The organism is Aliiroseovarius sp. D2-2 (assembly GCF_055809455.1).
This window is the reverse complement of sequence record NZ_CM147913.1, coordinates 1,087,071-1,106,055: the sequence shown is the minus strand read 5'-3', so window position 1 is coordinate 1,106,055 and position 18,985 is coordinate 1,087,071. Positions and strand designations below refer to the sequence as shown.

At 56.0% G+C, this 18,985-nt stretch carries 13 protein-coding genes and 3 pseudogenes; 8 read left to right on the top strand and 8 right to left on the bottom strand.

Annotated features, from left to right (window positions below; genetic code table 11):
• Positions 1 to 2 precede the first annotated feature (2 nt).
• On the bottom strand, positions 3 to 932 hold the full coding sequence (locus AC0L6A_RS05420) for a DMT family transporter (protein WP_473292699.1): 930 nt from the start codon (positions 930 to 932) through the stop codon (positions 3 to 5).
• A gap of 114 nt (positions 933 to 1,046) precedes the next feature.
• Here AC0L6A_RS05420 and AC0L6A_RS05415 point away from each other — a divergent pair, with 114 nt between their 5' ends.
• Both AC0L6A_RS05415 and AC0L6A_RS05410 read left to right on the top strand, forming a co-directional pair.
• On the top strand, positions 1,047 to 2,690 hold the full coding sequence (locus AC0L6A_RS05415) for an AMP-binding protein (RefSeq protein ID WP_473292698.1): 1,644 nt from the start codon (positions 1,047 to 1,049) through the stop codon (positions 2,688 to 2,690).
• Between the two features lie 77 nt (positions 2,691 to 2,767).
• Entirely contained in the window at positions 2,768 to 3,784 is a 1,017-nt protein-coding gene (locus AC0L6A_RS05410) for a hypothetical protein (RefSeq protein ID WP_473292697.1), read from the top strand.
• Positions 3,785 to 3,833: 49 nt separating this feature from the next.
• Here AC0L6A_RS05410 and upp read toward each other — a convergent pair whose 3' ends face one another.
• The 4 genes from upp to AC0L6A_RS05390 are packed head-to-tail and all read right to left on the bottom strand — an operon-like array spanning position 3,834 to position 7,051.
• Positions 3,834 to 4,466 (bottom strand): uracil phosphoribosyltransferase, encoded by a 633-nt coding sequence (gene upp / locus AC0L6A_RS05405; protein ID WP_246928751.1) that lies wholly within the window; start codon positions 4,464 to 4,466, stop codon positions 3,834 to 3,836.
• Positions 4,459 to 5,451, bottom strand: a complete 993-nt coding sequence (locus AC0L6A_RS05400; RefSeq protein ID WP_473292696.1) for an adenosine deaminase — start codon at positions 5,449 to 5,451, stop codon at positions 4,459 to 4,461. The genes upp and AC0L6A_RS05400 overlap by 8 nt, the downstream gene beginning before the upstream one ends.
• Positions 5,448 to 6,662, bottom strand: coding sequence for a phosphopentomutase (locus AC0L6A_RS05395; protein ID WP_473292694.1), 1,215 nt, complete (start codon positions 6,660 to 6,662; stop codon positions 5,448 to 5,450). The genes AC0L6A_RS05400 and AC0L6A_RS05395 overlap by 4 nt, the downstream gene beginning before the upstream one ends.
• Positions 6,659 to 7,051, bottom strand: coding sequence for a cytidine deaminase (locus AC0L6A_RS05390; protein WP_473292692.1), 393 nt, complete (start codon positions 7,049 to 7,051; stop codon positions 6,659 to 6,661). Before AC0L6A_RS05390 ends, AC0L6A_RS05395 begins: the two co-directional genes overlap by 4 nt.
• Positions 7,052 to 7,263: 212 nt before the next feature.
• Between AC0L6A_RS05390 and AC0L6A_RS05385 the strand changes: the two are divergent.
• A pseudogene (locus AC0L6A_RS05385) lies at positions 7,264 to 9,538 on the top strand (NADP-dependent malic enzyme).
• 227 nt (positions 9,539 to 9,765) lie between these two features.
• Positions 9,766 to 11,648: pseudogene (locus AC0L6A_RS05380) on the top strand (propionyl-CoA synthetase).
• A gap of 48 nt (positions 11,649 to 11,696) precedes the next feature.
• Here AC0L6A_RS05380 and AC0L6A_RS05375 read toward each other — a convergent pair.
• On the bottom strand, positions 11,697 to 12,458 hold the full coding sequence (locus tag AC0L6A_RS05375; RefSeq protein WP_473292690.1) for an NAD kinase: 762 nt from the start codon (positions 12,456 to 12,458) through the stop codon (positions 11,697 to 11,699).
• Positions 12,459 to 12,626: 168 nt separating this feature from the next.
• Between AC0L6A_RS05375 and glyA the strand changes: the two genes are divergently transcribed.
• Positions 12,627 to 13,919 (top strand): serine hydroxymethyltransferase, encoded by a 1,293-nt coding sequence (gene glyA / locus AC0L6A_RS05370; protein ID WP_473292689.1) that lies wholly within the window; start codon positions 12,627 to 12,629, stop codon positions 13,917 to 13,919.
• A gap of 65 nt (positions 13,920 to 13,984) precedes the next feature.
• On the opposite strand, the gene AC0L6A_RS05365 is transcribed toward glyA, so the two are convergent.
• On the bottom strand, positions 13,985 to 14,347 hold the full coding sequence (locus AC0L6A_RS05365; RefSeq protein ID WP_473292687.1) for a hypothetical protein: 363 nt from the start codon (positions 14,345 to 14,347) through the stop codon (positions 13,985 to 13,987).
• A 123-nt stretch (positions 14,348 to 14,470) separates the two neighbouring features.
• Between AC0L6A_RS05365 and AC0L6A_RS05360 the strand changes: the two genes are divergently transcribed.
• Positions 14,471 to 15,229: an alpha/beta fold hydrolase gene (locus AC0L6A_RS05360; protein WP_473292685.1), complete on the top strand. Its 759-nt coding sequence runs from the start codon at positions 14,471 to 14,473 to the stop codon at positions 15,227 to 15,229.
• 59 nt (positions 15,230 to 15,288) lie between these two features.
• On the opposite strand, the gene AC0L6A_RS05355 is transcribed toward AC0L6A_RS05360, so the two are convergent.
• Positions 15,289 to 15,600 (bottom strand): ETC complex I subunit, encoded by a 312-nt coding sequence (locus tag AC0L6A_RS05355; RefSeq protein WP_473292683.1) that lies wholly within the window; start codon positions 15,598 to 15,600, stop codon positions 15,289 to 15,291.
• Positions 15,601 to 16,162: 562 nt separating this feature from the next.
• Here AC0L6A_RS05355 and uvrB point away from each other — a divergent pair.
• A pseudogene (gene uvrB / locus AC0L6A_RS05350) lies at positions 16,163 to 18,350 on the top strand (excinuclease ABC subunit UvrB).
• Positions 18,350 to 18,973, top strand: coding sequence for a hypothetical protein (locus AC0L6A_RS05345; RefSeq protein WP_473292682.1), 624 nt, complete (start codon positions 18,350 to 18,352; stop codon positions 18,971 to 18,973). Before uvrB ends, AC0L6A_RS05345 begins: the two are co-directional and overlap by 1 nt.
• The last annotated feature ends 12 nt before the right edge of the window (positions 18,974 to 18,985 follow it).

Sequence of the window (18,985 nt, the reverse complement as noted above, 5' to 3'; positions counted from 1 at the left end):
GACTATGTGGGATGATTAGCGTCCGTTGCGCCACTGCGCGAGCGTAAAGAGATCACCACGCCAGACACCACGATCAGCACCATGCCCAACACGGCACTTGACCCAACACGGTCGCCGTAAAGAACAAAGCTCCAAATTGCCGCGAAAGCCAGTAACGAGTATTCGTAGATGGCAACTTGTGCCGCGTCTCCCAATTGGTAACCTCGGAAGACCAGCCCGACAGCAATCAACGATCCAATCGCCTGCAGGAAGGTGATGAACAATGCCCAAGGGCTGGGCCAGACCAAACCACGCAAAATGAATCCATCTGCGCCGCTTGGCACTTCATGTGGCCAAACGGTCGTGATGACTGTGCCGATCGTTCCGAAAACCCCCAACCAAAAGAAGAAAGCCAGTAGCATCGACATGGCGCTTTCTCCGGTACACCACTGCCGGGTGGCGATTGCCCCAAGGGCATAAAAGAACCCGGCTGCCATCGGCACGACAACAGCGGGTCGTATGCCCTCAGTGAATGGGTCAAGCACGATCAAAACGCCGATGAACCCGACGATGGCTGCCCCAAGGCGCATGAAGCCAATCGGCTTGCCAAAAAACATGGCCGACAACAACATCACCCAGATCGGTGCGGTGAACAATCCTGAGGCTACCTGCCCCACAGGCAGAAATCCCAGCCCGCCGAAGTAAAGCAACATCGCCAACGCGGCCAAACCACCGCGCGCCATCACAGCCCACATACGAATTGGACGCAAACGCGCGCGGCCAGACAGCGCGATCAGGGCAAATAATCCAAACGCCATGATCGACCGCATCATGTGGAATTGCCAAAGGCCCAGCTCGGGTGCGATCTGACGCACAAGGTTGTCAAAAAACCCCAGAAGGAACATTGCAGCAAAGATGAACCCTGCCGCAGCAAGTGGCCTGTCCGCCCCCATGTCGTTTTCCTTCTTAAAAAAGCCTCTTCAGGCCATTGACCACAGAGGTCCGGCTGGGGTCCACTCATAAAACGACACGGATCAGGAAAACACATCGCTTTGGGAGGAGCTTGCATGGGTTGGATGGCAGATGAATCAGGTTTGGAGAAATGCGCGGCAAACTATGTCCCGTTAACCCCCCTGTCCCATCTTAAACGGGCATCAAAGGTTTTTGCCGGTCGCGAGGCAATCGTGGACGGAGCGCGACGGCTGACCTATGCGCAATACCACGACCGCGTCAGTCAACTGGCGTCTGCCTTGGCGACCCGCGGCATACGCCCCGGCGACGTGGTGGCGACATTGTTACCCAACATCCTTCCCCATATCGAAGCCAGCTTTGGTATCCCGGCCTGTGGTGCGGTTCTGAACACCATTAACACGCGGCTGGATGTGGACACGGTGGTCTATATCTTCGCGCACGGGGAAGCCAAAGCCGTGCTGGTCGACACCGAGCTTTTGCCCCTGGCCGAAGCAGCACTTGATCAAATGGAAAAAGACGGGGCAAGCCAACGGCCCGAAATCATCGAAGTTGCTGCCCCTGATGCAGGTTTCCCCGCCACTGGTCGCTATCCCGAATACGAGGCTTTGCTTGCCGAAGGGGATCCGGGCTTCGACTGGATCATGCCCGAAGACGAATGGGAAAGCCTCGCGCTGAACTATACATCTGGCACGACAGGACGTCCCAAAGGCGTGGTCTATCACCATCGCGGCGCGTACCTGATGACAATGGGCACGCCGATCAGCTGGAACATGCAGTTGTATCCACGCTATCTGACCATCGTGCCCCTGTTTCACTGCAACAACTGGAACCACAGCTGGATGATGCCGCTGTTAGGCGGAACCATCGTGTGCTGTCGGACGATCACGGCCAGCGCAGTTTACGATGCCATTGCGGATGAAGGTGTGACCCATTTTGGCGGTGCGCCGATCGTGTTGAACATGATCGTAAACGCGCCTGAAACTGATCGACGCACCTTTGATCATGTGGTCGAGGTGTTCACTGCCGGTGCGCCACCTGCTGCCGCCACTCTCGCCGCGATCGAGCCGATGGGCTTCAATGTCACGCAGGTTTACGGCCTGACCGAAACATATGGCCATGTCACCGAATGTCTGTGGAACGGTCCTGAATGGGATGAACTTCCGCAAGAGGATCGCGCCACGATCAAAGCCCGCACAGGCGTTGCGTTCCCACAGATGGAAGACATCACTGTTTTGGACGAAGGCATGTCTCAGGTTCCGATGGACGGTGAAACCACCGGCGAGATCATGATCCGGGGCAATTCGGTCATGAAAGGGTATTTGAAAAAACCTGAAGCGACTGCAGACTCCTTTGCCGGTGGATATTTCCATTCGGGCGATGTGGCTTACCAATCGCCGGATGGCTACATCAAAATCACCGACCGGTCGAAAGACATCATCATTTCGGGCGGAGAAAATGTCAGCTCGGTCGAAGTGGAGGGTGTTTTGATGCATCACCCGGCGGTCAGCCTTTGCGCCGTGGTCGCAAAGCCCGACGATAAATGGGGGGAAATCCCATGTGCCTATGTCGAACTGAAGGACGGCGCCGACGTGAGCGAGGGTGAGTTGATCGCCTTTGCGCGCGAACGTTTGGCTGGGTTCAAGACCCCAAAACAGATCGAGTTTTGCGAACTTCCAAAAACGTCCACCGGAAAAATCCAGAAATTTCAACTTCGAGATTGGGCAAGATCATCAGACTGATCGGTTCTAATTGCCGGGCGGTTCGGTTGTCGCTATTCTAAGCGCAATCAACAACGAGCAGAAGGCCGCGTCCAAATATGACGGCCCTTACCAAATATGATCGGCTTGAGGCCACAGCACTTTGGCGCCCCGAAGAGGGTGCGCAAAGGATGGATGTTCTATTGTCTTTGGGCGACGCGACGCTGACGATCTCGGATATGCGCGAGAACGTGTTGAACCACTGGTCCCTGCCCGCAATTCAACGGGTGAATCCTGGTGAGCGTCCTGCGGTGTTCCGGCCAGGCACAGACGCCACGGAAGAGCTGGAAACGGACGACGAAGATATGATACGCGCGCTTGAGAAAGTGCGCAAACTGATCGAACGACGTCGCCCCCACCCCGGTCGCTTGCGTCATTGGGTAACGGCGGGAATTTTGCTGTCCCTTCTGGCGCTTTCTGTCTTTTGGTTGCCCGGCGCGTTGCGCGGCTACACGGTTTCGGTTGTGCCCGACCCAACGCGGGCGGCGTTGGGCCAAAGGATTATGACACGGATCGGGCGGATCGCCGGGCAAGAATGCCGGGGGCGCGAAGGGCGCGCAGTTTTAACCCGGATGGCCAGAAGCGTGACGGAAAACGCAGCGCTTCGTGTTGTTGTTCTGTCCAGCGGTGTGCAAACCAGCAAGCATCTTCCCGGCAACATTACCCTTGTTAATCGGGCCCTAATTGAAGATTTCGAACATCCGGACGTCGTCGCGGGCTTCCTTTTGGCGGAAGAATTGCGCCGGGAGGCGACAGACCCGCTTTTGCCGCTTTTGGATCATGTGGGGCTTCGCGGCACCGTGCGTCTTCTAACAACTGGCGACCTGCCCGACACATCAATCGATCAGTACGCCGAGGATGTTCTGGTTGCACCACAAACCGAATTGCCGTCGACAGCTTTGCTGAACCGTTTTGAGAAACAAGGTGTCCCATCTAGCCCCTACGCCTATGCGCTGGACCTGACCGGCGAAACGACTTTGGAATTGATTGAAGCTGATCCAACACCGGCCGCCAACGCACGCGATCTGCTGTCGGATGGTGACTGGATCAGATTGCAAGGTATCTGTGGCGAGTAGCGTGCGTCTGATAACATCTACAGCCGCAACACCACCCTGCCTACATTGGTTATTTGGTTCCGAACATCCGGTCGCCCGCATCCCCAAGACCCGGAACAATATAGCCTTTTTCATTTAGCTTTTCGTCCAAAGACGCGGTGATGATCGGCACATCGGGATGTGCTTCTTTCATTCGTGCGACTCCTTCCGGAGCGGCCAGCAAACACATGAACAAGATATCCTTGGCCCCTGCCTTTTTCAGCATATCAATCGCCGCGACCGAGCTGTTGCCAGTGGCCAACATGGGGTCCACCGCAATCACCAAACGCTGATCAATTGCTTCAGGAACCTTGAAGTAATACTCGACCGGTTCCAGCGTCTCTTCGTCGCGGTAAAGCCCAACAAAACCGACACGAGCTGACGGGATCAGCTCCAACACGCCATCCAGCAACCCGTTACCAGCGCGCAAAATCGACACGAGCGCCAACTTGCGCCCCGCCAAAACAGGCGCATCCATTTCCTGCATCGGTGTCTTGATGCGCTTGTTTGTCATTGGAAGCTCGCGCGTCACCTCATAGGCCAGAAGTTGGCTGATCTCGCGCAGCAACTGGCGAAACAGGCTGGTTGGCGTGGCCTCGTCGCGCATCAGTGTCAGTTTGTGCTGGATCAGGGGGTGATCGACGATGGTCAGATGTTCATACATCTTGCTTCTCCAATTGCTTGCGGATGCGGTTTCGCGTGGCGTCGTCACAGAAAGCTGCGTCGACGGCGACTAAATTCAGGTCATGTAAATCTTTGGGTGTCCAGCCAAACTGACGTGAAAGGTCTTCGTATTCCTTGTTCATATCCGTACGGAAGAACGGCGGGTCATCGGTAGATACCGTAACTTTCACACCGCGCTCGCGCAGCTTGGCAATTGGATGAGACGCAAGATCTGGGTAGACGCCAAGGAACACGTTTGATCCCGGGCAAACCTCAAGCGTGACCTCGTCTTCGATCAATCGATCCACCAGCGCCAAATCCTCGATCGAGCGCACACCGTGACCGATCCGTTCAACCTTCAAGTCATCAAGGGCAGCGCGCACTTCTTCGGGCCCATTCCATTCGCCCGCGTGGGTGGTCAGTTGCAACCCGGCTTCGCGCGCCATGTCGAATGCATATGCAAAGTCACCCTGACTGCCGGATTTTTCATCCCCACCCATCCCGAAACCGGTGATGAACTCGCCTGCGGTTTCCTGTGCGCACAGTGCCGTTTCGCGCGCAAACTCTGGGCCAAAATGTCGGATGCAGGTTACGATGCCACGCAATGTAATTCCGGCATCTCTTTCTGCGGCGGCAGCAGCTTCTTGAATTGCGGCCAGATATTCCTTCCACGCCGCCACATCCCGTCCACCGCAAAAATCCGGCGATAGGAATGTTTCAGCGTAGATTATTCCTTGCTCCGCGCAGGCTTCCAACACAGCCCTGGTCAGACGCCCAAATTCCTCAGGACCCGTCAGGACTGAGGTCGCGGCTTCGTAAACTTCAAGGAAGTGCCAGAAATCGCGATACGCATAGCCTCCGTCTTCGGTAAAGATACCCGACAGATCGATCGACTTTTCTTTGGCCAAGGACCGAATAAACTCGGGCGGCGCTGCACCTTCGATGTGCAAGTGAAGCTCTGCTTTCTGCAACTGTGAAAAACTCATAGGAATGACTGCCCCACCCCGCGCGTTTGCAGCCCAAGATGAGCGGCAACCGACGCACCAATATCCGAAAAGCCAACCTGACCCACTTCTTTCAAGCCAACGCCTGCCCCAATGACTGGCACACGTTCGCGCGTGTGATCGGTGCCAACCCAGCTGGGATCATTGCCGTGATCTGCAGTGAACAGCACCAAATCGCCCTCGCGCATTCCACCCAGAATCCGTGGCACCTGCGTGTCGAACCACTCCAACGCGCGCGCATAGCCCGCGACATCCCGGCGATGGCCATACTTGGTATCAAATTCGACAAAATTGGCGAAAACCAGATCACCATCTTTCGCTGTCTCGAAGGATGAGATCAGATGCTCCATCAGATCCGCATCCGCACCTTTCTTCACAGAAGAGATGCCACGATGCGCAAAGATGTCGCCAATTTTCCCAATTGCGTGAGTATTTCCACCCGCGGCAACCACCCAATCGCACAAGGTAGGTTTAGGCGGTGTCATGGCAAAGTCACGACGGTTCGTTGTGCGCGTGAACCCTTCAGCTTCAGATCCGACAAAGGGGCGCGCTATGACACGACCAATCCGCATATCGTGCACCATTGGGGCAATCGCCTCGCACAGCGCATAAAGACGATCCAGACCAAAGGCCTCTTCATGGGCCGCGATCTGGATCACGCTATCGACCGAGGTGTAAACAATCGGAAGCCCCGTGCGCAGGTGTTCCCCGCCCAACTCGTCCAGAATGACGGTGCCCGACGCATGCTTGTCACCCAGAATGCCGTCAACCCCGGCGGCGTCGCAGATCGCGTCAGTCAAATCCTTAGGAAACGACGGAACGGTATCGGGGAAGTAGCCCCAATCCCAAGGCAATGGCACACCTGCAATTTCCCAATGCCCGGTCGGCGTATCTTTACCCGGTGACACTTCTTCGGCCGCACCCCACAAACCAGTCGGCGTCGCACTTAAGCCCGGCGTCGCATCGCCCGATGACAAGCGGATCGACGCACCCAAACCAAGCGCATCAAGGTTCGGCATCGACAATGGCCCGGATCGCCCCTCGTCCGCCCGGCCTTCCGCACAGGCCTGAATGATGTGCCCTATTGTGTTTGAGCCGGTGTCAGGGACCGTCTTGTCATTAAAGAACTTGTCAGCGTCAGGGGCACCACCACATCCGACGCTGTCCAATACGATTAGAAACGCGCGGGTCATGTATTCTCCATATGCTCGGCACCAAATGCACCGGGTAGAAGTTCAGCCATTGTCATGGTCAGGCTTTCGCCCCCCATCGTCATCATGGTGATTTTCACATCAGGACCGGAAAACTCGGCCAGCTTCTGGCGGCAACCACCGCAAGGCGTGACCGGCAAAGGCGCGTCTGCGATCACCAGCGCCTCGGCAATCTCGCGCTCGCCTGCGGCACACATGGCGGCAATTGCACCAGCTTCAGCGCAGGTACCTTCTGGATAGGCGATGTTTTCTACGTTGCACCCAACATGAACGACGCCTGAGCCTGTACGCAGCGCAGCGCCAACTTTGAAGTTCGAGTATGGGGCATGTGCATTTTCACGCACGGCTTTAGCAGCCTCCAACAGCGACATGATCCGCTCCTGTAAAATATCTATCCAGCAACCCTGAACCTCTGCTTCATCGGATGCAAGTGCAAACCAGATGACTGGGGGCTGGTCGCAAGTGAATGCCGTGCTAAGGTGATGATAGCAGACTTGATTGCCCTTGGGTCATTGGTGTATCGCAATGCAAAGGGAAGATAGTTTAATGCTAAACTATCCTGTTGTCGCCTTGGGAGGCCCTGATGTCCGAAGACCGTTATCTGCGCAAACGCGCACTGGACTACCACGAATTTCCGCAGCCAGGTAAGCTTGAGATACGTCCCACCAAGCCGATGGCGAACGGTCGCGACCTGAGCCTTGCTTACTCACCCGGCGTAGCTGAAGCCTGCACGGAAATCGCTAAAGATCCTTCTGTAGCAAGCCGTTACACGGCACGCGGCAATCTGGTGGCAGTTGTGACCAACGGCTCTGCGGTGCTGGGCTTGGGCAACATTGGCGCACTGGCTTCGAAGCCAGTCATGGAGGGCAAGGCGGTCCTTTTCAAGAAGTTCGCCAATATCGATTGTTTCGATATCGAGCTGAACGAATCCGACCCAGAGAAACTGGCAGAGATTGTTTGCGCGATGGAGCCGAGTTTCGGCGCAATCAATTTGGAAGACATTAAAGCCCCCGATTGTTTTATCGTTGAACAAATATGCCGTGAACGTATGAACATCCCGGTCTTCCATGATGATCAGCACGGCACGGCCATCGTGGTTGGCGCAGCGGCGACCAACGCGCTTCAAGTAACGGGTAGGGATTTCAGCAAGATCAAAGTGGTCTCGACCGGTGGTGGGGCTGCAGGCATTGCATGCCTCAACATGCTTTTGAAGCTTGGCGTAAAGCGCGAGAATGTCTGGCTCTGCGATATCGAAGGGCTGGTCTATGAAGGCCGCGAAAAGGATATGACGCCTCAGAAAGCGGCGTATGCCCAAGGTCAAACCGCTGCGACGCTGGACGAAGTGATCGAAGGTGCGGATCTGTTTCTTGGGTTATCAGGACCCGGCGTTCTGAAGCCCGAAATGGTGAAGAAGATGGCCAAACAACCGATTGTTTTTGCCCTTGCCAATCCGACGCCTGAAATCATGCCCGAGGAAGTTCGCAAGATCGCCCCGGACGCGATCATCGCCACGGGCCGTTCCGATTTTCCAAATCAGGTCAACAACGTCCTTTGCTTCCCCTTCATCTTTCGTGGTGCACTGGACGTGGGCGCGACCGAGATCAACGATGCAATGCAACTTGGCTGTATTGAAGGCATCGCGGCCCTTGCGCGGGCGACCACCTCGGCCGAAGCGGCTGCGGCGTATAAGGGTGAGCAACTGACCTTTGGGGAAGACTACTTGATCCCCAAACCCTTCGATCCGCGCCTGATGGGTGTGGTTGCCAGCGCCGTCGCGAAAGCTGCCATGGAAAGCGGCGTGGCCACACGGCCCGTTACAGATCTTGATGCTTATAAGGAGCGCTTGGACGGTATCTGTTTTCAAGTCCGCCCTGATCATGCGCCCGGTGTTCGAGGCCGCAGCAACTGCCCAGCGCCGTATCGTTTTTGCAGAAGGCGAAGACGAGCGCGTATTGCGTGCTGCCAACGCGATGCTGGAAGAAACGACAGATGCGCCAATCCTGATTGGTCGACCTGATGTGATCGAGCGCCGCTGTGAAATTGCAGGCTTGTCGATGGTTCCCGGTAGAGATTGCGAAATCGTGAACCCCGAACGTGATGATCGGTATCGCGATTACTGGGGTGCTTATCATGAGCTAATGGCACGTAAAGGTGTGACGCCAGATTTGGCAAAGGCAATCCTACGCACCAACACCACAGCCATCGGAAGCATCATGGTGCATCTTGGCCAAGCGGACAGCCTGATCGCTGGTACATTTGGCCAATACCTGTGGCACCTGAACTATATTCAGCAAATCCTTGGCCACGACGCGCTGCATCCGGTCGGTGCGCTTAGCTTGATGATCTTGCAAGACGGACCCCTGTTCATTGCGGATACGCATGTTCACAACACACCAAACGCCGAGCAAATCGCAGAAACCGTCTGCGCCGCAGCGCGCCATGTGCGCCGCTTTGGGGTCGACCCAAAGATCGCTGTCTGTTCCTACTCGCAGTTTGGCAACCACGGCGGTGACAGTGGCGAACGTGCCCGAGGGGCACTTGAGCTGCTGGACGCCGCCCCTCGCGACTTTGCTTATGAGGGTGAGATGCATGTCGACGCCGCGCTGGACCCCGAAGTGCGGCAACGCTTGTTCCCTTCGGCACGCTTTGAAGGTCCCGCCAACGTCCTTGTCTTTGCCAATACAGATGCGGCAAGTGCCGTGCGAAACACCCTGAAGGTTAAAGGCGGCGGGCTTGAGGTTGGGCCAATTCTGATGGGAATGGGCAACCGCGCCCACATCGTTACGCCATCGATTACCGCCCGGGGTCTTTTGAATATGTCGGCCATCGCAGGCACGCCCGTGGCGCATTACGGATAAGCGAATCCCCCCTTAAACTTTGCAAGGCGAGGTTTGCAGTTTTGCAAATCTCGCCTTTTTCAAACTCCAAGCCCTAAAATCATAGGGGTTTGCAAAAATTTGCAGGCGATTTCCCTCCGACCTGCAAATTTTCCGCGATAATATGACGCTACGTCGAAAGCGGTTCTTGCCCGAACTGGTCTTCGGGGCGTAACACTGGTTTCGAGGGAAATAGGAGGATGTGCACCATGGCATACAAAGACGTTTACGCCGCTTGGCAAGCGAACCCTGAGAAATTCTGGATGGACGCAGCCGAAGCGATCAGCTGGGACAAGCCCCCAACCAAAGCGCTCTTTGACGACAACGCGCCGCTGTACGAATGGTATTCGGACGGCATGGTGAACACCTGCTACAATGCGGTCGATCGCCACGTCGAAAACGGCCGTGCTGATCAGGTTGCCATTATCTATGACAGCCCCATCACTGGCCGCCAGTCCAAGACCACCTATGCCGAACTTAAGGACCGCGTGTCCAAGGTGGCCGGCGCGCTGAAAGAAAAAGGCGTGACCAAGGGTGATCGCGTGATCATCTATATGCCGATGGTGACCGAGGCTCTGATCGCCATGCTGGCTGTCACCCGAATTGGTGCGGTTCATTCGGTCGTGTTTGGCGGCTTTGCCTCAAACGAACTGGCCGTACGCATTGACGATGCCAAACCGAAAGCCATCATCGCCGCGTCCTGCGGATTAGAGCCGGGCCGCGTTGTGGCCTACAAACCGCTTTTGGATGGCGCGATTGATCTAAGCACGCACAAGCCGGACTTCACCCTGATCCTGCAACGCGAAGAACACCCGGCCGATCTGATCGACGGGCGCGACTATGATTGGGCGACGCTGGAAGCTGCCGCAACCCCTGCCGATTGCCTGCCTGTCGAAGGCAACCACCCCGCCTATATCCTTTATACGTCGGGCACCACCGGACAGCCGAAAGGCGTTATCCGCCATACTGGCGGTCATCTGGTTGCGCTGAACTGGACCATGAAGAACCTCTATAACGTCGACCCCGGTGATGTGTTCTGGGCGGCCTCGGATGTGGGTTGGGTCGTTGGACACTCTTACATCACCTATGGCCCGCTGGTGCATGGCAACACGACCATCGTGTTTGAAGGGAAGCCCGTGGGCACACCTGATGCGGGCACGTTCTGGCGCGTGATTTCCGAACATAACGTGAAATCCTTCTTCACTGCCCCCACCGCCTTCCGTGCTGTGAAGCGCGAAGATCCCAAGGGCGAGTTCGTCAAGAAATACGACCTGTCCTGCCTGAAACAGGTTTATCTGGCCGGTGAGCGTGCCGACCCTGACACCATCGTCTGGGCGCAAGACCAACTTGGCGTCCCCGTGGTCGATCACTGGTGGCAGACTGAGACCGGCTTTGCCATCGCAGCGAACCCGATTGGCATCGAAGAGCTGCCGATCAAGCTCGGCTCGCCCTCTGTGCCAATGCCCGGCTTTGACGTGCAGATCCTTGATGAAGGTGGACATCCAATGCCAGCGGGTGAACTAGGTGCGATTGCGATCAAGCTGCCCCTGCCCCCCGGCACTTTGCCGACCCTTTGGAACGCAGAAGATCGTTACAAATCGAGCTACCTCAACGCCTTCCCCGGGTATTATGAAACCGGAGACGCTGGCTATATTGATGAAGACGGCTATGTCTACATCATGGCGCGCACCGATGACGTGATCAACGTGGCGGGTCACCGTCTATCGACCGGCGGTATGGAAGAGGTTCTGGCCTCGCATCCCGACGTGGCAGAATGCGCGGTGATCGGCGTGACCGACCAGCTAAAAGGCCAACTGCCGCTTGGCATGGTCTGCCTGAACGCTGGCACGGATCGTCCACATGATGAGATCACCGCCGAATGTGTGAAGCTGGTCCGCGAAAAAATCGGCCCGGTTGCAGCGTTCAAGCTTTGCGTTGTGGTGGATCGCCTGCCCAAGACTCGTTCGGGAAGAATCTGCGCGCCACCATGGTGTCGATCGCAGATGGCAAGGACTACAAGATGCCCGCAACCATCGACGATCCCGCCATTCTGGACGAGATCAAGGACGCGCTGGCCTCATTGGGCTACTAAGCTTGATACGATAGAAAAGAACGCCCCCGATTTCGGGGGCGTTCTCCGTTAGACGAACTGTTCGCGAATCAGTCGCTCTTCCAATCCGTGTCCCGGGTCGAAAAGGATGCGGTGTTCAATATCCCCGCTAGACTTAATCTCGACCGAAACCACATTTGGGACGGACCTGCTGTCAGCTTCCGCCATTACGGGGCGTTTGTCCGATTGCAAAACATCGAACCGAACGACAGCGTTTTTCGGCAGAAGTGCACCACGCCAACGACGCGGCCTGAACGCGGCCACCGCCGTCATTGCCAGAACATCCGATCCAATGGGCAGAATGGGACCGTGGGCCGAGTAGTTGTAGGCAGTTGATCCAGCAGGCGTACACAACAGCGCCCCATCACAAACAAGCTCATCCAAGCGGACCCGACCATCGACACTGATTTGAAGCTTTGCGGCTTGCGGACCGGCACGCAACAAACTGACTTCGTTGATGGCCAGCGCCTCGTGCACTTTACCGTCCGCGCTTTCCGCTCGCATCGAAAGCGGATTGATCACCTCTTCCTCGGCAACGATCAGACGGTCAATCAAACCATCAGGTGCGTATTCATTCATCAAGAAGCCGACAGTTCCGCAATTCATCCCGTAAACAGGTGCCGGAAGATGCTGGGTGCCATGCAGGGTTTGCAGCATGAACCCGTCCCCGCCCAAGGCCACGATGATGTCGGATTGGTCCACCGCCACGTTCCCGTAACGCGTCACCAATTCTTCAAGTGCTGCCTGTGCGATGGTCGTATCACTGGCAACGAACGCGATTCTCTGACTCATGACAAATGTCCCGATTGGCGGTCTTCGTTTCCGAAACAACCACATGTTTCCACAAATCACCAGATAATGCCGCGTCTTTCCGTCTCCGCGTCGCTTTCTAGTCTTTGCGACATGGCATGTTTCCGATAGGAAATCTGAAAATCGTAGCCAAATTGAAGGAAAACGCGCATGTCTGCCACCCGTGACCAAGGTTTCTTTACCGAATCCCTCGCGACCCGCGACCCCGAGCTTCATAAATCGATCACTGATGAGCTTGGCCGTCAGCGCGACGAGATTGAGCTTATCGCGTCTGAGAACATTGTTTCAGCGGCTGTGATGGAGGCTCAGGGCTCGGTTCTGACCAACAAATACGCCGAAGGCTATCCCGGACGTCGCTACTATGGCGGCTGCCAATACGTCGACGTTGCCGAGAATCTGGCAATTGATCGCGCGAAAGAGCTGTTTGGCTGTGAGTTCGCCAACGTGCAGCCGAATTCTGGTAGCCAAGCCAACCAAGGTGTGTTCCAGGCGCTGATCAAGCCCGGCGATACCATCCTGGGCATGGACCTTTCGGCCGGTGGTCACCTGACACATGGCGCCAAGCCAAACCAGTCGGGCAAGTGGTTCAATGCCATTCACTATGGTGTTCGCGAAGACGACAACCTGATCGACTATGATCAGATCCAAGAGCTGGCCACCGAACACAAGCCTGCCCTGATCATTGCAGGTGGCTCGGCCATTCCGCGCGTCATCGACTTCGCCAAGTTCCGTGAGATCGCAGACAGCGTAGGTGCATACCTGATGGTCGACATGGCGCATATCGCCGGTCTGATCGCCGCGGGAGAGCATCCTTCGCCTTTCCCGCACGCACATGTTGCCACGACAACCACCCACAAGACCCTGCGCGGTCCACGCGGTGGTATGATCGTGACCAATGATGCTGATATCGCCAAGAAAGTGAACTCGGCCATTTTCCCGGGTATTCAGGGCGGACCTTTGATGCATGTGATCGCTGGCAAGGCTGTGGCCTTCGGCGAAGCCCTGCGTCCCGAGTTCAAAGAGTATCAAAAACAGGTGCGTGCAAACGCCGTTGCTTTGGCTGACCAACTGATCAAGGGTGGTCTGGACATCGTGACCGGCGGCACCGATACGCACTTGATGCTTGTAGACCTGCGCCCCAAAGGCGTGACCGGCAACATCGTCGACAAGGCCTTGGGCCGTGCCCACATCACCTGCAACAAAAACGGCATTCCGTTTGACCCGGAAAAGCCGATGGTCACCTCGGGCATCCGTCTGGGCACACCCGCCGGCACCACCCGTGGCTTCGGCGAGGAAGAGTTCCGTCTGATCGCAGACCTGATTGTGGAAGTGGTCGATGGACTGGCTGCCAATGGTGAAGAAGGCAATGGCAATGTGGAAGAGGCCGTGAAAGCCAAGGTTGCAGATCTTTGCGCCAAATTCCCGATGTACCCGAACCTCTGATCCAGAGTACACGGAAATAGAACCTGAAACGCCCCCAACTTTGGGGGCGTTTTGCGTTCAACGGGTCAAAGCAAACCGCGCCAAAGCAACACTGCAACTACGACAACGACCAATATCAGAAGGTTGAACATCAACCCAGCACTGACATTCACAGCGATGCCTCTGCGACGATCCCATGGATCAATATTTAGCAGGTAGTTTTCCAGATCGGTCGCAGCCAAGTCCAGCGCCGCTTCGTCCAATTGCCGCAAAAGCCTTGGATGGTTCGCGCGGGCGTTCGCATCCGCAAGCAACCTTCCTTTCATACGAAGATGTCTGGGCAGAAGCCGCCCTGCCCGTCGCAGCTTCGCATCGAAACTTTTGCCACGAATATCCAGTCGTTCTTCCAGAAGCTGTGCAAGGCGTTCCGTACGCGCTGAAATATCCAACTCAATCTCCGATGAAAACGGCGGTCAGTGCAACAACCATAACTTCAATGTCTGAAGATTCGAAGACCCATCCAGCTGTTATTTCTGGGTTCAAAGCCCCGTGAAGTCGGGGTATCAGTCTATATGCTTATGATGCAGACATTCGGAACCGACACCGCCCGCCCGCCAATCCTTATTGCGCATGGGCTTTTCGGCTCTGGCCGCAACTGGAATGTCATTTCCAAACGCCTGTCCGACGAACGGCGCGTGGTATCCGTGGATATGCGAAACCACGGCGAAAGCCCGCGATTTGATACGCAAAGCTATCGTGACATGGCTGGAGATCTGGCAGAGGTGATCCAACATCTAGGGGGACAGGCAGACGTCATTGGCCATTCGATGGGTGGGAAGGCTGCCATGATACTTGCACTGGAAAACGGTGCGTTGGTGAACAGGCTTCTGGTCGCTGATATTGCACCGGTGGCTTACGGCCACAGCCAGCAATCCATGATCGAAGCAATGCGATCGATTGACCTGAACCACGTAAGCACGCGCGGGGACGCAGATCGTCAGTTGGCAGAGGTGTTAGATGACGCATCAGTTCGGGCGTTTTTACTGCAATCCCTGAACGTGAAAGAGCGTCAGTGGCGGCTGAACTTGGATGTACTTGAGGCCGAAATGGCCAAAATCGTCGGCTTTCCCGATATCTCGGCGACCTTCGATGGTCCGGCTCTGTTTTTGGCAGGTGCGCTATCCGACTATGTCTTGCCAGAGCATCGGGCGCGGATCAAAGCCCTGTTTCCTGCCGCCAAGCAGGCGAAGATTCCAGGTGTTGGGCATTGGCTACACGCCGAAAAACCGCGCGAATTCGAAGCGGCAGCACGCAGCTTCTTGAATTTCTAAGTATCTGAAAATGCAAAACCCCGCATAAAAGCGGGGTTTTCGATGGCAAGTTAGGCGCTTCAGTGCGTCCAGGGACCACGCCGATTGGTGGCAAAGTTTTCGCCATATCCGCCAGCCCGAATGTTCTGCTTGCGCTTATGTGGATCAGAAACCGTCGCGTCGATGCCGTGTTCTTTGGCATAATCCAAGGCGGCCTCTTTGCTTTGGAACTTCAATCGCACTTGGCTTTGTGTATCCGAAGAGCCCGTCCAGCCCATCAGCGGATCAATCTCTCGGGTTTCGTCGGCGGCATATTCCAGAACCCAAACTTTGGTCTTTCCCATCCCCGACGACATCGCATTGCGAGCGGGTTGATAGATACGAGCACGCATCCGGCATCTCCTTCAAAAGCTGGATTGGTTATCCGTCATGCGGCACCGCAATTCAAGCCGGAATTGGAGGTGCAGATACCGCACGCGCATCAAGCGCGAGCAAATCGGCCCAGTTTGTTCCGTGAGTGAGACTTAAGGGAGAGTGCAGAGTGACTGCCGGTAATCGACGAGGGAGCGAGGGGTGGGGTGGGTGTATCGTCGCTACCGGCAGTCCGTTCTGCTGCTTGCCTGATAACGCTATCGCAAGGTCAGGCCCTCGGCAAGCACAAATACACCTCTAATTGCATTTTTTTGTGCTTTTTTTCCTTATTTACTACTTATTAAATAAGGACTTACGTAATTTTGGATATCAATAACCATATGCAAAATACAACACAGTGAATCACCCACTGATTGCTGGATTTTGATATGGTTTTCGCACCATTTCTGGTATGTTTGTGAAGTTGCAATAAATTGCTTAACACCACAACTCGCCAATTATGGGGAGATTCTCGTTAAACCTCGGTTAAGCGCTCTTGAAGAAGAACAAAAAGTGACCATTCTTGGGGTTGGAGAGATTCGCATGACACATGACCCGACCCCACATAGCCCGCTGACAAACCCCACAATGGCCCCTGTGGCCCGCCCAAAGCTTGAAGGCGGCAAGCGTTTTGTAATGCACACGCCCTTTCAGCCCGCCGGGGATCAGCCCACCGCGATTGCCGAGCTGGTAAGCGGCCTTGAAGGTGGCGAGCAGAATCAGGTGCTTCTTGGAGCTACCGGCACTGGTAAGACCTTCACGATGGCCAAGATCATCGAGGAAACCCAGCGCCCTGCCATCATCCTCGCCCCGAACAAAACCCTCGCCGCACAGCTGTATGGCGAGATGAAGGGGTTCTTCCCGGACAATGCCGTTGAATACTTCGTCAGCTACTATGACTACTACCAGCCCGAAGCCTACGTCGCGCGATCAGATACGTTCATTGAGAAAGAAAGCCAGATCAACGAACAGATCGACCGGATGCGCCACTCGGCCACGCGGGCGCTTCTGGAACGCGATGACGTGATCATTGTGGCGTCCGTGTCCTGCATCTACGGCATCGGGTCGCCCGAAACCTATACCGCGATGACGCAAGACATCATGGTGGGCGAGGAGTACGACCAACGCGCGATGATGCGCGATCTGGTCGCCCAGCAATACAAACGCAACGACAACGCGTTCCAGCGTGGGTCCTTCCGGGTGCGCGGAGACAGTCTTGAGGTCTGGCCCAGCCACCTTGAAGATCGTGGCTGGCGTTTCTCATTCTTCGGGGAAGAGCTGGAGAAAATCACCGAATTTGACACGCTGACCGGCGCCAAGACTGACACACTGGAAAAGGTGCGTATCTACGCGAATTCGCACTATGTGACGCCCACACCGACGCTGAAACAAGCCATCCAAAGCATCAAGCAAGAGCTTACCTTGCGCCTGAAGCAGTTCGAAGACGAAGGCAAACTGCTGGAAGCCCAGCGCATCGAACAGCGCACCAAGTTCGATGTTGAGATGCTCGAGGCCTCAGGCTTCTGCAACGGGATCGAGAACTACTCGCGCTATCTGACAGGCCGTGCACCGGGCGAACCGCCCCCCACCCTGTTTGAATACATCCCCGACAACGCGATTGTGTTTGCGGATGAAAGCCACGTCTCTGTGCCCCAGATCGGCGGCATGTATCGCGGCGACTACCGTCGCAAATTCACTTTGGCCGAACACGGGTTTCGCCTGCCCAGCTGCATGGACAACCGCCCCCTGAAGTTCGAGGAATGGGACGCCATGCGTCCGCAATCCGTCTTCGTGTCCGCCACGCCCTCAAATTGGGAGCTGGAACAGACCGGCGGCGTCTTCGCCGAACAGGTCATTCGCCCGACGGGGCTGCTCGACCCCGAGGTCGAAATCCGCCCCGTTGAGATGCAGGTGGACGACCTGTTGGACGAGGTGCGCAAAGTCGCCGCCGACAACATGCGCACCTTGGTCACGACGCTGACCAAACGCATGGCCGAAGATCTGACTGAATACCTGCACGAACAGGGCATCCGCGTGCGCTACATGCACTCGGACATCGACACGATTGAACGCATCGAAATCCTGCGTGACCTGCGCCTTGGGGCGTTTGACGTATTGGTCGGCATCAACCTTCTTCGCGAAGGCCTGGACATCCCGGAATGCGGGCTGGTCGCCATTCTGGACGCGGATAAAGAGGGCTTCTTGCGATCCGAAACCTCGCTTGTGCAAACCATCGGCCGCGCCGCACGAAACGCCGAGGGCCGCGTGATCATGTATGCCGACCGCATCACCGGGTCGATGGAGCGCGCCCTGAAAGAAACCGAACGGCGGCGCGAAAAGCAGCATGCCTATAACGTCGAACATGGCATCACGCCCGAGACGGTGAAGAAGAATGTCGAGGATGTTCTGGCTGGGCTTTATTCGGGCGACACCGATATGTCGCGCGTCACAGCCACCATCGACAAGCCCATGGTCGGCGACAACCTTCTGGCCCATCTGGAAGGCCTTAAGGCCGAGATGCGCAAAGCGGCCGAGAACCTTGAGTTCGAAGAAGCCGCCCGCCTGCGCGACGAAGTGCACCGGCTGGAGGCCGTGGAACTGGCCGTGGCAGATGATCCGCTCGCGCGGCAGTCTGCGATTGAGGCGGCTGGAGAGGCTGCGCAGAAGGCCAAAGGGGCGGTCAACGGCTGGCAAGCCGGGACAGCGGGCTGGGCGTGGGAAGAAGAGGTAATGGATTCTGAAACTCAGGATTACTATAGAACAGACGAGTTCATTGAATGCGAAAGCGCGATTAAAGAGCTAACGCGTGCATTAAGGGCAATCCCGGATGACGTTTTCGCTTGGAAATGGGCGATCTTGGCAGCCCATAACATGCTCCAAAATGCGTGCGTCTGCATACTGACTAGAACGGATGAGCTTGGCGCTTTCTCTAAAGATGGCGAAAATGAGATGTACAAGTATCTGTACGGCGAAACGAATGGCGTTCGAAATCTAGATGACCCAAATTTTGAGCGCCCTAACCCGAAACTTGCAGACACAAGATTACTCGTTAAGCGACTTCCAAAGTCTATTGGCGCAGAAATGACAAAACGGAGCGCAAGCAAGATTCCGTTTAATGAGGCGGGCGACCTTTCACGACTTCATGAATTTCGGAACGAATTCGCACATTTCTCACCTAAATCGTGGTCGCTGGAGATTTCGGGCTTGCCACGTATTATTGGAGCAGCAGTCAGGGTTACAGGCGCAATCGTCCTAAGCTCTGACTATCAGCGGCACAATCGGTTCAATCAAGAAGACATGACCCGACTATTGACACAAGTTAGCAATTTGCTGGAAGGCCTTGAGCAAGTCTAGGCGCCTTTTAAT

Bases quoted from the DNA above. Each gene is read 5' to 3' on its own strand.
- AC0L6A_RS05420 (WP_473292699.1), bottom strand. From the start codon at position 932: ATGGGGGCGGACAGGCCACTTGCTGCGGCAGGGTTCATCTTTGCTGCA.
- AC0L6A_RS05415 (WP_473292698.1), top strand. From the start codon at position 1,047: ATGGGTTGGATGGCAGATGAATCAGGTTTGGAGAAATGCGCGGCAAAC.
- AC0L6A_RS05410 (WP_473292697.1), top strand. From the start codon at position 2,768: ATGACGGCCCTTACCAAATATGATCGGCTTGAGGCCACAGCACTTTGG.
- upp (WP_246928751.1), bottom strand. From the start codon at position 4,466: ATGTATGAACATCTGACCATCGTCGATCACCCCCTGATCCAGCACAAA.
- AC0L6A_RS05400 (WP_473292696.1), bottom strand. From the start codon at position 5,451: ATGAGTTTTTCACAGTTGCAGAAAGCAGAGCTTCACTTGCACATCGAA.
- AC0L6A_RS05395 (WP_473292694.1), bottom strand. From the start codon at position 6,662: ATGACCCGCGCGTTTCTAATCGTATTGGACAGCGTCGGATGTGGTGGT.
- AC0L6A_RS05390 (WP_473292692.1), bottom strand. From the start codon at position 7,051: ATGTCGCTGTTGGAGGCTGCTAAAGCCGTGCGTGAAAATGCACATGCC.
- AC0L6A_RS05375 (WP_473292690.1), bottom strand. From the start codon at position 12,458: ATGAGTCAGAGAATCGCGTTCGTTGCCAGTGATACGACCATCGCACAG.
- glyA (WP_473292689.1), top strand. From the start codon at position 12,627: ATGTCTGCCACCCGTGACCAAGGTTTCTTTACCGAATCCCTCGCGACC.
- AC0L6A_RS05360 (WP_473292685.1), top strand. From the start codon at position 14,471: ATGCTTATGATGCAGACATTCGGAACCGACACCGCCCGCCCGCCAATC.
- AC0L6A_RS05355 (WP_473292683.1), bottom strand. From the start codon at position 15,600: ATGCGTGCTCGTATCTATCAACCCGCTCGCAATGCGATGTCGTCGGGG.
- AC0L6A_RS05345 (WP_473292682.1), top strand. From the start codon at position 18,350: ATGGATTCTGAAACTCAGGATTACTATAGAACAGACGAGTTCATTGAA.